This window comes from Flavobacterium chryseum (assembly GCF_004362015.1).
Classification (GTDB): Bacteria; Bacteroidota; Bacteroidia; order Flavobacteriales; family Flavobacteriaceae; genus Flavobacterium.
Genome location: NZ_SNWW01000009.1, coordinates 92,709 through 106,317, shown reverse-complemented (window position 1 = coordinate 106,317; position 13,609 = coordinate 92,709). Strand labels below are relative to the sequence as shown.

General features: G+C 31.7%; 16 protein-coding genes. 7 read left to right on the top strand and 9 right to left on the bottom strand.

All coding sequences use genetic code 11. From position 1 onward, the window contains the following. Window positions 1-92: 92 nt before the first annotated feature. Complete coding sequence (locus tag EV143_RS17190; RefSeq protein ID WP_133509175.1) at window positions 93-1,139, top strand: o-succinylbenzoate synthase; 1,047 nt, start codon at window positions 93-95, stop codon at window positions 1,137-1,139. A gap of 48 nt (window positions 1,140-1,187) precedes the next feature. Here the strand turns inward: EV143_RS17190 and EV143_RS17185 are convergent, their stop codons facing one another. Continuing rightward, window positions 1,188-1,394: a hypothetical protein gene (locus EV143_RS17185; protein WP_243739898.1), complete on the bottom strand. Its 207-nt coding sequence runs from the start codon at window positions 1,392-1,394 to the stop codon at window positions 1,188-1,190. A 270-nt stretch (window positions 1,395-1,664) separates the two neighbouring features. Between EV143_RS17185 and EV143_RS17180 the strand changes: the two genes are divergently transcribed. Then, window positions 1,665-2,141 (top strand): CYTH domain-containing protein, encoded by a 477-nt coding sequence (locus EV143_RS17180; protein WP_133509174.1) that lies wholly within the window; start codon window positions 1,665-1,667, stop codon window positions 2,139-2,141. A gap of 3 nt (window positions 2,142-2,144) precedes the next feature. Continuing rightward, window positions 2,145-3,113: a YpdA family putative bacillithiol disulfide reductase gene (locus EV143_RS17175; protein ID WP_133509173.1), complete on the top strand. Its 969-nt coding sequence runs from the start codon at window positions 2,145-2,147 to the stop codon at window positions 3,111-3,113. Window positions 3,114-3,264: 151 nt separating this feature from the next. Here EV143_RS17175 and EV143_RS17170 read toward each other — a convergent pair whose 3' ends face one another. After that, a complete protein-coding gene (locus EV143_RS17170) occupies window positions 3,265-4,833 on the bottom strand; it encodes a protein adenylyltransferase SelO (RefSeq protein ID WP_133509172.1) in 1,569 nt (522 codons plus the stop codon). Between the two features lie 196 nt (window positions 4,834-5,029). Further along, window positions 5,030-5,563, bottom strand: a complete 534-nt coding sequence (gene msrA / locus EV143_RS17165; RefSeq protein ID WP_133509171.1) for a peptide-methionine (S)-S-oxide reductase MsrA — start codon at window positions 5,561-5,563, stop codon at window positions 5,030-5,032. A gap of 179 nt (window positions 5,564-5,742) precedes the next feature. Between msrA and EV143_RS17160 the strand changes: the two genes are divergently transcribed. Continuing rightward, on the top strand, window positions 5,743-7,230 hold the full coding sequence (locus tag EV143_RS17160) for an aminotransferase class V-fold PLP-dependent enzyme (protein WP_133509170.1): 1,488 nt from the start codon (window positions 5,743-5,745) through the stop codon (window positions 7,228-7,230). Between the two features lie 268 nt (window positions 7,231-7,498). Here EV143_RS17160 and EV143_RS17155 read toward each other — a convergent pair whose 3' ends face one another. Genes EV143_RS17155 through EV143_RS17135 form a run of 5 tightly spaced genes read right to left on the bottom strand, consistent with a single transcriptional unit; the run spans window position 7,499 to window position 10,385 of the window. Beyond that, window positions 7,499-7,969: a nuclear transport factor 2 family protein gene (locus tag EV143_RS17155; RefSeq protein WP_133509169.1), complete on the bottom strand. Its 471-nt coding sequence runs from the start codon at window positions 7,967-7,969 to the stop codon at window positions 7,499-7,501. A gap of 48 nt (window positions 7,970-8,017) precedes the next feature. Further along, complete coding sequence (locus EV143_RS17150) at window positions 8,018-8,542, bottom strand: hypothetical protein (protein WP_133509168.1); 525 nt, start codon at window positions 8,540-8,542, stop codon at window positions 8,018-8,020. 14 nt (window positions 8,543-8,556) lie between these two features. Continuing rightward, window positions 8,557-9,024 carry a hypothetical protein gene (locus EV143_RS17145; protein ID WP_133509167.1) on the bottom strand — a complete coding sequence of 156 codons (468 nt, stop codon included), beginning with the start codon at window positions 9,022-9,024 and terminating at the stop codon, window positions 8,557-8,559. A 6-nt stretch (window positions 9,025-9,030) separates the two neighbouring features. Continuing rightward, on the bottom strand, window positions 9,031-9,708 hold the full coding sequence (locus EV143_RS17140; RefSeq protein WP_133509166.1) for a peptidoglycan DD-metalloendopeptidase family protein: 678 nt from the start codon (window positions 9,706-9,708) through the stop codon (window positions 9,031-9,033). 11 nt (window positions 9,709-9,719) lie between these two features. After that, entirely contained in the window at window positions 9,720-10,385 is a 666-nt protein-coding gene (locus EV143_RS17135; RefSeq protein WP_133509165.1) for a spermidine synthase, read from the bottom strand. A gap of 66 nt (window positions 10,386-10,451) precedes the next feature. On the opposite strand from EV143_RS17135, the gene EV143_RS17130 reads away from it, so the two are divergent. Continuing rightward, a complete protein-coding gene (locus EV143_RS17130; protein WP_133509164.1) occupies window positions 10,452-11,003 on the top strand; it encodes a 1-acyl-sn-glycerol-3-phosphate acyltransferase in 552 nt (183 codons plus the stop codon). An 81-nt stretch (window positions 11,004-11,084) separates the two neighbouring features. On the opposite strand, the gene EV143_RS17125 is transcribed toward EV143_RS17130, so the two are convergent. Further along, window positions 11,085-11,558, bottom strand: coding sequence for a helix-turn-helix domain-containing protein (locus EV143_RS17125; RefSeq protein WP_133509163.1), 474 nt, complete (start codon window positions 11,556-11,558; stop codon window positions 11,085-11,087). A gap of 312 nt (window positions 11,559-11,870) precedes the next feature. Here EV143_RS17125 and EV143_RS17120 point away from each other — a divergent pair, with 312 nt between their 5' ends. Continuing rightward, a complete protein-coding gene (locus EV143_RS17120; protein ID WP_133509162.1) occupies window positions 11,871-13,025 on the top strand; it encodes a M14 family metallopeptidase in 1,155 nt (384 codons plus the stop codon). Between the two features lie 77 nt (window positions 13,026-13,102). Further along, on the top strand, window positions 13,103-13,582 hold the full coding sequence (locus EV143_RS17115) for an Lrp/AsnC family transcriptional regulator (protein ID WP_007805990.1): 480 nt from the start codon (window positions 13,103-13,105) through the stop codon (window positions 13,580-13,582). Window positions 13,583-13,609: the final 27 nt, after the last annotated feature.

Here is a 13,609-nt window from a genome sequence, read left to right as displayed (position 1 = left end):
TCTACCATATAAGTTATATAAGAAAATTTAAGCTCAAAATTGGCGTAAAGTTTAATGAACTTATATAACTTATATGGTGAAAAAATATTTCTATGAAAGCAACTTACCATAAATACATGCTCGAGTTTAAGCGCCCGTCCGGAACTTCTCGCGGCATTATGACCGAAAAAGAAACCTGGTTTATTGTTCTTGAAGAAAACGGTAAAAAAGGAATAGGCGAGTGTGGTATTTTACGTGGTTTAAGTGCAGATGACAGAGATGATTACGAAGAAAAACTAAAATGGACGTGTGAAAATATTCATTTGGGAGAAACGGCACTTTGGGAATCTCTATTAGAATTTCCATCCATACAATTCGGCATAGAAATGGCTTTTTTATCCTTAAAAAGTCAAAATCCATATTTATTATTTCCTTCTGAATTTACAAATAGTTCCAAGTCAATTGTAATAAATGGTTTGGTTTGGATGGGAGAAGCTTCTTTCATGAAACAGCAGATAGAAGAGAAATTAGCCGACGGATTTAACTGTATCAAACTCAAAATTGGAGCAATTGATTTTCAAAAGGAATTAGCATTATTAGAATTTATTCGAAGCCATTTTTCTGCTGAACAAATAGAAATAAGAGTAGATGCTAATGGCGCATTTTGTTTAAACGAAGCTTTAGATAGATTAAATCAACTCAATAAATTTCAGCTACATAGCATAGAACAGCCTATTAAAAAAGGAAATATCGAAGCAATGAAAAATCTTTGCAAAACCACTCCGTTTCCAATAGCTTTAGATGAAGAACTAATAGGCATTTTTTCATTAGAAGGAAAAGAAAAATTACTTCAGCAAATCAAACCACAATACATTATTCTTAAACCAAGTTTTATAGGAGGTTTTAGAGGAACTCAGGAATGGATAACATTGGCTAATAAATATAAAATTGGCTGGTGGATAACATCTGCATTAGAAAGTAATATTGGCCTGAATGCGATTGCACAATGGACATTTTTACAAAATTCTCAAATGCCTCAAGGTTTAGGAACCGGAGGTCTTTATACTAATAATTTTGATTGTCCGCTCGAAGTAGAAAAAGGACAGCTGTGGTACAATTCATTAAAAAAGTGGGATTCCAGTTTTCTTGATAAAGCATAAAAAACTGGCCGAAACAAGTAAAAAACGACAGAGTAGAAAAACCTTGTACTAGTGTTGTTTCTGAGCTAAATCAGCTTCTAAAGATAAAATTTTTGCATTTAAGCTTTTTGTATGTGCTTTGCAGGCATCTAAATCATCCTGAAGTGCTTCTTCAAGTGAATTGTCGCGTTTAGAATTCAGTTTTCCTAATAAGTAGCCCAAAATTCCACAGATTAATCCTGTTAGCACAGGAATTAAGATATAAGGCATATTCATAATAGTATATTTTATTATTTAATCATTTGCGAAAGCAGTGTTTAAAGTTTCAAATCCAGATACCTAAAAGCAGGTATTAAATTATAAGATTAAAGTTACGTAATTTTAAATTAAAAATGATGTATAAGTCTGTTTTTCAATACTTTATTTTAAAATCACAATTAAATTATTTGTAGCTTTTTAAGATAAGTTTAAAAGCTTGTTAATTGGTTTCCATGTTTTTTTTAAGTAAATTGAGTAACTTGCATATAAATTAATTTTCAAACTAAAATGATCGAAATAGAAAGAAAGTTTCTTGTAAAATCTGATGATTTTAAAGAACAGGCTTTTACTCAAAATAAAATTGCTCAGGGATACTTAAGTTCACTTCCTGAAAGAACAGTTCGTGTTAGGATTAAAGGCGAAAGGGGGTTTTTGACGATAAAAGGAATTGGTCATCACGGTGGCATGTCGCGTTTTGAATGGGAAAATGAAATTCCGATTGATGAAGCTCAGGAATTGCTCAAACTTTGCGAAAAAGGCAAAATTGAAAAAACCCGTTTTGAAATAAAATCTGGAGAACATGTTTTTGAAGTAGATGAATTTTATGGCGAAAACGAAGGATTGGTTATGGCTGAAATTGAATTGAAATCTGAAACAGATACTTTTGAAAAACCGGATTGGCTGGGAGAAGAAGTAACCAATGATAAACGCTATTATAATGCCTATTTGAGTAAAAAACCTTTTAAAGATTGGGCAAAAGAATAGATTATGACAGAACAATATGATTTGATTATTGTGGGAGGCGGCCCAATTGGACTTGCCTGCGCAATTGAAGCTCAAAAGAAAAATTTAAGTTATTTAATTATAGAAAAAGGCGCCATTGTAAACAGTATTTTTAATTATCCGTTATACATGACCTTTTTCTCTACGGCGGAAAGGCTGGAAATTGGAGATATTCCTTTTAATTGTCTGGCACCAAAACCCGGACGTCAGGAAGCATTAGAATATTATCGAAACATTCACCGCTATTTTAATTTTTCGATTCATCTGTTTGAAAAAGTAAATCAGGTTCAAAAATTGGAAAATTCCTTATTTAAAATTACAACTGATAAAGCAGTTTACGAATCAAAAAACGTAATTATTGCGATCGGTTTTTATGATATTCCGATCGAAATGAATATAAAAGGCGAGGAGTTGCCAAAAGTTCGTCATTATTATAAAGAGGCACACGAATATGCATTTAGAAATATTCTGGTTGTTGGTGCTAATAATTCATCTGTTGATGCGGCTTTAGAATGCTGGAGAAAAGGCGCTAACGTGACAATGGTTATTCGTAAGAATGAAATTAACAGCAGAGTTAAATATTGGGTAAAACCGGATATCGAAAACCGAATTGAAGAGGGAGGCATCAAAGCTTATTTTGAATCGAATATTTCTGAGATTCGAGAAAATGAAGTTGAAATTGAAACTCCAACAGGCAAAATAACTATAGAAAATGATTTTGTTCTGGCTTTAACCGGCTATAAACCAGATTTGAGTTTTCTTGAAAAAATGGGTATTCAACTTTCTGAGGATGAGTTAAAAACGCCAACTTATAATCCCGAAACAATGGAAACAAATATTGAAGGATTGTTTTTGGCAGGCGTTGTTTGCGGAGGAATGCAAACACATAAATGGTTCATTGAAAACTCACGCATTCATGCAAATATGATTGTGGATTATATTACATCTAAGTAAAAGTTTGCCACGAATTGCCCGAATTTACACTAATTTTTTGGCAGTTCGAGCGAAGTTGAGAACACTTTGCGTGCATTTCGACTTCGCTCAATGTGACATGCTTTGGAACAAAAAATTAGTGTAAATTCGGGCAATTCGTGGCAAAAAAATATTAAGAACTACAAGAAAGCATAGAGCAACCCACTTTAGAACGTGCCCAATCTGGTCGTTTCGCAAACCATTTCTCAGACTCAGGTTGTTCCTCGTAAGGCTTTTGCAAAAGCACAAATAATTCATCAACCAGAGAATAATCTCCCTCATCAGCGGCATCAATTGCTAGTTGCGACATATAATTTCGCAACACATATTTAGGATTTATGGTATTCATTTTTTCTGCGCGATTTTCATCAGAAAGTTCTTCAGTATTTAATCTTTCGATATAAACCGAAAACCATTTTGTCCAGGAATCTAGAATATCACCCGAAATTTCTTCTGGAATATAAAATGCATCATGAATTTTTTCAATGGGCACTTTTGCAGAATCTGTCTTTTTTATTTTGTTTAAATTTCTAAAAAAAATTGTCATATCAGTTTCAGATAATTGCAAAACTTTTTCTAGCCCTTCAATTAATTTATTGTCACTTTCTGTTGAAGTAAATAAACCTAATTTACTCAAAAACATTGTTTTATAATCAGAATCAAAATCAGTAATAAACGTTTCTAAGATTTTTTCTAAAGGTTCTGCCTCATTAATTAAAGGATAAAGCGCATTTGCCAATTGATACAAGTTCCATTGTGCCACTTGTGGTTGATTTCCGAAACGGTATCTTCTATTTTGACTGTCTGTTGTATTTGGAGTCCAATTTGGGTCATAATTTTCCAGCCAGCCGTATGGGCCATAATCAATTGTGATTCCGTGAATCGACATATTATCCGTATTCATAACGCCATGTACAAAACCAACTCTTTGCCAATGCAAAATCATTTCGCGTGTTTTATCGGCCACCGTTTTAAAGAATTGTAAATATTGTTCCTTAGGCTCGCCTTTAATTTCAGGGAAATAATGTTTGATGTTATATTCTACAAATTCTTTTAGATTTTTGAGTTCGTTTCGGGCTGTAAGCATTTCAAAACTTCCAAAACGAATAAACGATGGAGCAACACGACATACAATGGCACCTTTTTCGTAAGCAGGATTTCCGTTGTATAAAATATCGCGTAAAACTTCATCGCCGGACAACATTAAGGAAAGCGATCGGGTAGTGGGAACTCCCAAATAATGCATCGCTTCGGCACATAAATATTCTCTTATTGACGAACGTAAAACGGCCAAACCATCAGCAGTTCTGGAGTAAGGTGTTTTTCCTGCACCTTTTAGTTGCAGCGTAAAAAATTGATTATTATGTTCAACTTCAGTTAAATTAATGGCGCGGCCATCTCCTAATTGTCCAGCCCAATTCCCGAATTGATGTCCGGCATAACACATTGCGTACGGACGAGTTTCAGGAAGAATTTCTTTTCCTGAAAAAACATTCAAAAATGACTCAGACTGAATTTCTTCTGCAGAAATACCAATTAATTCTGCGACTTCTTTTGAAGCATGAATTAACTTAGGATTTGCCGGTTCTGTTGGATTCACATACGAAAAAACCGCATTTGATACCTGACGAATTTCATTATTTTCATTAGGATCAGCAGGTAATTCAGCTGTAAATCGATTATTTATTTTTAAATTTTTCATTTGAGTTTTTGTTTTTTTGCTACAGATTAAAAAATTAAAATGATTTTGTTTCACGCAGATCCTGCAGATTTAAGCAGATTTTTTAGATTTAGAAATAAAAAAAATCTGCTTAAATCTGCTTAAATCTTTTTTAAATCTGCGTGAAATAAATATTTAAATAATCTATGTAAATCATTTTAATTTGTGGCTAACATTTTTAATCAATTAATTTATCAGCGTACATTTTTTTTAATTTCTGTACTTTCGGATCGATTACGATTTGGCAATAACGAGCTTCCTGATTGTTGTTGTAATAATTTTGATGGTCTTCTTCTGCATTATAAAAAACTTCAAAATCCTTTAATTCAGTTACAATCGGATCTTCATAAAAAGCTTTAACTTCTTCAAAAACCTGAGATGCAATGCTTTTTTGTTCTTCATCATGATATAAAACAATAGAGCGATATTGTGTACCGCTGTCTGCACCCTGGCGATTAAGCGTTGTTGGATCATGGCTCGTCATAAATATAAAAACCAAATCGTGATATGAAATTATGTCAGGATTAAAGGTTACTTGTATGACTTCGGCATGACCGGTTCTTCCGGTACAAACTTCCCGATAAGGCGGATTTTTAATAAAACCTCCCGAAAATCCAGATTTTACGGATTCTACTCCTTTTAAACGCTGAATAACAGCTTCTACACACCAAAAGCATCCTCCACCAAAAGTGGCTACGGATAAATTTTCCATAAATGTAATAGTTAAGTTTATATGCCCTATTAATCTGATAGAATATTATGATAAATTATTTAAAAAAAGACCGTTTAGTTAAAGATACTAAAAGGTTGTTTAATGTTTGAAGTTTATAATTGATAAATTCACAATTCTATAAAAAAGCAATATATTTGCAATCAAATTTAGGCACAGCAATGAATAGCAAAAATAATACCATCACTTTAGAAACCTATTTTCAGAATTTTAGGCAACATATTGTTGGTGTAAATCAAGAATTTACATCTCCATACGGAAAAAAACAGATTATTTATACTGATTGGACTGCCAGCGGAAGATTATATCGACCAATTGAAGACAAACTTCTCAATGAATTCGGGCCTTTTGTAGCTAACACGCATACTGAAACAACTGTGTCAGGTACTGCCATGACAAAAGCATATCATCATGCCAGAAATATTATCAAGCGTCATACAAATGCTAATAATGATGATGTTTTAATAACTGATGGAACTGGAATGACGGGAGTTATTAATAAATTTCAGCGTATTCTGGGTTTAAAAGTGCCTGAAAATTTAAAAGATTTTATTACAGTTCCGGCTGAGAAAAAGCCTGTTGTTTTTATCTCACACATGGAGCATCATTCTAATCAAACTTCCTGGTTAGAAACTATTGCTGATGTTGAAATTATTCCTTCTTGCGAAAAAGGCCTTTTTTGTTTGGATAATTTAGCTCTATTACTTGAAAAATATGAAGACAGAACCATCAAAATTGCTTCTATTACTTCGTGTTCGAATGTTACGGGATTGAAAACACCTTTTCATGAAGCTGCCAAATTAATGCACCAAAATAATGGTGTTTGCTTTGTAGATTTCGCTTGTTCAGGACCGTATGTAGAAATTGATATGCATCCTGAAGATCCTGAATCGTATCTTGATGCTATTTTCTTTTCGCCACATAAATTTTTAGGCGGACCTGGAACTTCCGGAGTTTTGATTTTTAGTAAAAAATTATACAACAATATGATTCCTGATTGTCCGGGTGGAGGAACGGTAAGCTGGACAAATCCTTGGGGCGAACATAAATATATTGACAATATCGAGGATCGCGAAGATGGCGGAACTCCGGGTTTTCTGCAGGTTATCAAAACAGCTCTTGCAATTGAACTTAAGGAAGAAATGGGAATTAAAAACATCTTACAGCGCGAGCATGAAATTGTCGATTATGTTTTTAATGAATTAGATGCTGTACCAAATATCAAAATTTTGGCCGGACAGCACAAAAACCGTTTGGGTGTAATTTCATTTTTTATTGAGGATTTGCATTTTAATTTAGGTGTAAAATTGTTGAATGATAAATTTGGAATTCAAACCAGAGGCGGATGTAGCTGCGCGGGAACTTACGGTCATTTTTTACTTCACGTAGATCAGGAAACTTCGAATAAATTAGTTAACGAAATTACGATTGGAGATTTGATCAAAAAACCGGGATGGATCAGAATGTCGATTCATCCAACAACTACTGATGAAGAAATTGCTTTTGTTTGTAATGGCATTAAAGATTTAGCAGAAAATCACAAAACATGGGCTTTGGATTATTCTTATAATAAAAACACAAATGAGTTTATTCATAAAAACGCAAATTCATTTGAAGATGAATTAGTGGCTGGTTGGTTTAAATCCTAAAGTTATTAACCGCAAAGGGCACTAAGATTTTTTTATTTTGAGACTTATAAAAACGCAAAGTTCGCAAAGCTTTATATCGATTTTAGCTTTGCGAACTTTGTGTTTTTAAACCCAAAAACGCCACTTTATAAAAAAAATACTTTGTGAACTTTGCGGTAAAAGTAAGCCTTGTAATAATTTGAATCCGGTTTTTTTTTAAAACTTTGTTAGTTTTGTTACGACAACATTAAAGTTTTGGTCCTTAAAAATCTAGGTCTAAATAATTAAATTATTTTGCTTCCTGAAATTTTCTTAGTGATAATAAAGCCTGATCTTGTATTTTGTCCTGAAAAAATCCTGTCCAGCCTAATAATAATCCTGTAATTCCAAAAGCTTGTTTCGACCATTTCCAAACATCAAAATTATCGGTGTGTTTTATCATCAAGCCATCCTGAAAAACAAATTCTGCAGCAATTTTATTAATGACATTTCTATTGGTTCTGCTAAATTTATAAGTAGCAACCCAATTTGCTGAACCGGTAAAATCATCGGCCTTAATATTAAAGAACTCAATTTTTAAAGTTCCTTTGCTTCTTAATAGCAGCATTTGCCACATGTCAGAAACTTGTTCTTCTTTAAGCAAGCCAAAAGCCGGATCTATAAAATGAATTTTTGGGTGGTAGCATTCGCTCATTGTTTTGTAATCAGCGTTTGCAAAAGCAGAGTAGAATTTTTCTATAAGTTTTTCGTTTGAGTTCATAAAATACGTTTAGATCATAAATATAACATTTATTAAAGAAAAAAATCTTTATAAAACACTTATTTCTTTAGCCGTATTAAATGTTTTTTTTGATTGATCGTATGCGGTAGAAAAGTATGATATTTTATTTTGTGCCGTAAAATATCCTGTTTGATTGCCAAAAGTATTTGAACTGCCTGTAATTATAAATCTAATTGCTTTAATATCAGTGTTTTTGAGTTTGTTCATTTCTGCCGGCGTAAAATAATAGTAAGATGTTGTTTTACCATCAGCAGATTCTTTAACATTTTTATCGGTGCAGGCGATAACATCTGCATTTGCCAAATCTACATAAACTCCTCCTGCAATTCTGGCTTTATCATTTGCAGTAGCAATTGTTAATTTTAAAATTCCTCCTTTTTCTGTTTTCGCAATCTGAACATTTACTTCGCCGGTAAAAGCATATTTTTCGCAGATAAAAGTATAATTTTGTGTTGCTGAAAAAGGTTTAGAACCATTTACAATCATGGTTTGCTGGGCATTTGTCAAAGCCGAAATAAACAATAACACAAAAAGGGGGAATTTTATATTCATATTTTTTAGATTTATTAATCTTTTATTTGAGAATCGAATTTTTCGTCCCAATCCATTGATTTTATGGCAGAAACTAAATTATCTTCATTTACAAAAACGCGCAGTTCTTTGTTCGCTACTTTTTTTGTATACACTGCATGATAACGATAAATCGTTTCTTGTTTTGTTTTATAAACACCATCTAATTTCAAATCAACAAAACTTCCATAATATTGTCTAAACCTTTGGCAGGTTTTAGTCAATCGTTCTTCAGTTGTGTTTTCCATTACAGACTTCGTAACTTCTGTTTCATCAAAAGGTTTAAATTTTGATGTATTGCAAGTTTCCAGAACTCGCTTACCCAAGTCATAAGCCTTTCTTTGTTGGTCTGAATTGACTTCAGTAATTTTTTTAATTTTTAAATCTTCTGTGTCTCTGCTAATGTTTTTCGATTTGCAGCCAACTAGCAACAACAAACATATAATCAATCCCGCTTTCTTCATAATCATTTAAGTTATTTTTAATAATAAGTTTGGGTCGGGACAGTTTTCAATATAAAAGTTCAAGTCGTTTATGTTGCAAACTCCCGGATAATCGCCATTATAATTTTCAATATTATTTATAATCTGAAAATGCAGGTGTGGAGCATAATCTCCATTAACTGCCGAATTTCCAAAGGTTGCAAAACTTTCACCTTTTTTGAAAATAGTCCCAACGGTAAGGTTTTCTATACTTTCTAACGACAAATGTCCGTATAAAGTATAAAATTTTTCATTTTCAATTTCATGTTCCAAAATAATAGTCGGGCCGTAATCTCCCAACCCTACATTGTCTTTAAAACTGTGTACTTTGCCATCAATAGGAGCTAAAATTATAGTACCTTCTTTGCTCCACAAATCAAGACCGATATGAATATTACGTTCCGGATTTGATTCGTTTTTAAAAATGGTACTTCTTTGATATAAATTCCGTCCTTCAATATAGCCTCCATATGCAACTTCTGCATTATTTTTTTTCAAATAATTAGATATAAAAACTTCAAATTCAGCAGCATTATCAGGTTTTTTTTCAACCAATTCCTGATTTGTAGTGGATAAATCCAAAGCTATATATTTTGATAATTCTATACTCGAATCGATAACTTTAGTAGGTGGTAAAGTTTTTAAAATAGAAACAAGGGTCTTCATAAAATGGTAATTTAAGCGACTTTTTCGATAATTATTAATTCGTTGTGATCTTCTATGCGGGGCAACATTTTTGCGGTAAACAATTTAGGATTTATTTCTGAAATATACTTTCTATTCCTCACATTATGCGCTTCATCTAAAATCATTGTATTAAAAATAACAAATCCCATATTTTTTAAAAGAAATAAAATACGCTCTGTAAAAAATGTTTCAAATAAAAAATTCGGCATTTTGATATCTTCAAAAACATCAATAATAATTAAATCATAATTGTCTTTGGTTTTCAATACAAATTCAAAAGCATCATCAATAATTATTTCAAGTTGTTTAATTTTATCAAGATTAAAATATTGATTAGCAATCTGAATGATATCAGAATCAATTTCGACTCCCGTAATTTTACCTTTATACTCAACTTCGTCAACTAAGGTTTTAATTACACTTCCGCCGGCTACTCCCAACAATAAAATATGATCCATTTTGGTAATTTTTTCATAACCAATATTTCGTAAACCATACCTTAATATACGTTGCAAACTTCCGTACGAGTAATTGGTATTTTCAGAATCTAAAACTAATTCTCCGTTTGCCCAGGTAACTTCGATCGTTTTACTTCGGGCTGATTTCTTTTTAAATATTTTAATTGGAATAATATAACTAAATATTTTTTGGATCATTTTGTACGGGTTTTACTCAAATTTACCATTTTAAATCTTTTATTTTGCATGAAATAATAAATTTTAATGAAGAAACAATTGTACAAGTTCATCTTTTTTAAGTTAATGGGCTGGAAGATAGTAGGATTAGAAAATGCTGAAGTGAAAAAATCTGTTATGATGGTAATGCCCCATACAAGTAATCATGATTTTTATTTGGGAGTATTCACCCGTGGAATTTCCGGATTGAAAATGAATTGGGTGGGCAAAAAGGAATTATTTAAATTTCCTTTTGGATATTATTTTAAAAGTGTAGGAGGTGAGCCGCTGGATCGTACCGGAGGTTTGAATAAAGTAGATTCTATTGCTGCAATTTTTGACAGAAAAGAAGTTTTTCGTTTAGCTGTTGCACCTGAAGGAACCCGAAAAGGAGTAAAGGAAATAAAAAGCGGGTTTTATTATATTGCGCTTAAAGCTAATGTGCCAATAATTCCTGTTGCTTTTGACTGGGGCAAGAAAGAGGTTAATTTTGGAAAACCATTTTTCCCGACTGGGAATTATGAAGCCGATTTACAAATTTTAAAAAAGCATTATGACGGAGTTATAGGTAGAATTCCCGAAAATGGATTTCAACTCTAAATTTAGTTGTTTTTTGCTTCCCTGAGAATCGCTTAAATAAAAAATAATTGCAAAAATTTTCAAATACGCGAAAATTTTAAATCAAGGATTATATACCTTAAATGTTCCGTTTTTATAAAAAAACACAATTTTTTCAATTTCACTTTCTTCTGAACTAAAATTTGAATTTTTTGGTTCAGAGAATGTTCTTGTTTCTGAACTTTCATTTTTGGGCTGATTAATTTCAGAAAATAAATCAGATGAAATAATATTTTCATTTGACAAAATAGGAGCAGAAGATTTTTCAATTGCTACAGTTTCTTCAATTTTTGAAATAGTAGTTTCTTCATTTTTAGGAAAACTTCCCTTGCCATTTAAAATCCAATAGAGATCTACATCCGGAAAAACATCCAGAATTTTTAGTACAAAATCAAGACTCGGTTTGTTTCTGCCAGAAAGCAGGTGAGACATACTCGATCGCTGTACACCAATTTTATCGGCAAAAGAGGAGGCATTTAAACCATAATAATCAAGGATTATTTCAAGCCTTTTCACAAAATCATCTATGTTTACCATTGTAAATTATGTTTCTAAATTTATGTGTTTACAAATGTAACTAAAAGAAATAGAATAAACAATTTTACAGTTGTGAATCTCGTTTTAAAGGTGATATTTTAGCTAAAATCACTATAAGTAACTCAGTTTAATTAGTTGATTTTTAATAATTTAACTAAGTATGTTAACAATGATAACAATTGTTAACTCAAAGGTATTCAAATATTGATTTTAAGCTTTAAAACCTGTTTACATTTATAAATTATGGCGTTTTTTAATTGTTTACAATTGTAAAAATAAAGATGTTTACTTTTGTAAACTAATCGAAATACAATGAATTTAGAAGAATTATTTAGCCAATACAAAGAGCAATCTATTACAGGTCGTTATTTGACTTTAGATCATATTCAGCCATTATTAGATAAATTAAATACTAATAATCAAATAAATATTATTGGCAAATCTGTTTTAGATAAACCTATATATAGTTATCAAATTGGTACAGGAGAAACGCGTGTCTATTTGTGGTCTCAAATGCACGGAAACGAAAGCACAACCACTAAGGCATTGTTTGATTTCATTAATGTCTTAAACAGCGGTTCTGATTTTGCAGCTAAAATGCTTGAAACCTTTACTTTTTATGCAATTCCGATATTAAATCCTGATGGAGCAGCACTATATACGCGTGAAAATGCCAATAAGATAGACCTAAACCGTGATTCTCAAAACCTGACGCAACCCGAGAGTAATGTTTTAAGAAACGTATTCGAAACTTTCAAACCTCATTATTGCTTTAACCTGCACGATCAGCGTACTATTTTTGGTGCAGGAGAGACAGGTAAACCAGCAACAGTTTCGTTTTTAGCACCATCTTATAATGAAGAAAGAGCTATTAATGATAATAGATTAAAGGCAATAAACCTTATTGCAGGACTCAACGATGTTTTACAACACTATATTCCGGGTCAGGTAGGTCGATTTGATGATTCTTTTAATATTAATTGTATAGGAGATACATTTCAGTTTCTGGGAGTTCCGACAATTTTGTTTGAAGCAGGTCACTTTCCTAACGATTATCAAAGGGAAATTACCAGAAAGTTCATATTTTTCTCACTAATTTCAAGTTTCAAACTACTTTCCGAAAACGATTTAGTTGATAATCGAATTAATGATTATTTGAATATTTCACAAAATAAAGCTGTTTTTTATGATTTTATGTATAAAAACATCAAAATAAATTATGATGGTATCGAAATTATTACGAATTTTGTCGCACAATACAAAGAAGAATTGATTGAAAATGAGATTCAGTTCAACGCTTATATAGTTGAAGTAGGCGAATTGGAAAATTATTTTGGACATTTTGAATATGACGGGCAAGGAGCCAGTTACTCAGATGACGATACCAATTTTCCGAAATTGAATCAAAAAGCAGATTTTTATTTAAATAAAAATGTTAAATTTGTTAACGGATTGACAAAAAGTTAATTTTTATGTGAATTTGTTATTTTTTATACATATTTTTATACTTTGTTATAGCAATTAGTAATATTAATTAAAGAATTATGAGTAAATTTCGTTTAGATGAAGTAGATCACCAGATTTTAGATATGTTAATAGACAATACGCGAGTTCCGTTTACTGACATAGCAAAAAAATTATTGATATCTGCTGGAACAGTACATGTTAGAGTAAAAAAAATGGAGGATGCCGGAATCATAATGGGATCATCACTAGCCTTAGATTACGATAAATTAGGGTATTCATTTATTGCTTATGTAGGTGTATTCCTTAATAATACGTCTCAAACAAAATTTGTATTAGAGAGAATCAATCAAATTCCGTTCGTAACTGTAGCTTCAGTAACAACAGGAAAGTTTAATATTTTTTGCAAAATCAGAGCAAAAGATACTAAACACGCAAAAGAAGTTATTTTCATGATTGACGATATTGAAGGCGTTTACAGAACAGAAACAATGATTTCATTAGAAGAAAGTATAAACGATAAGAAGCGTTTGATGCATACTATTTTTAAAAATATGTAATATTTTCTTGAATGCTATATTAAAATA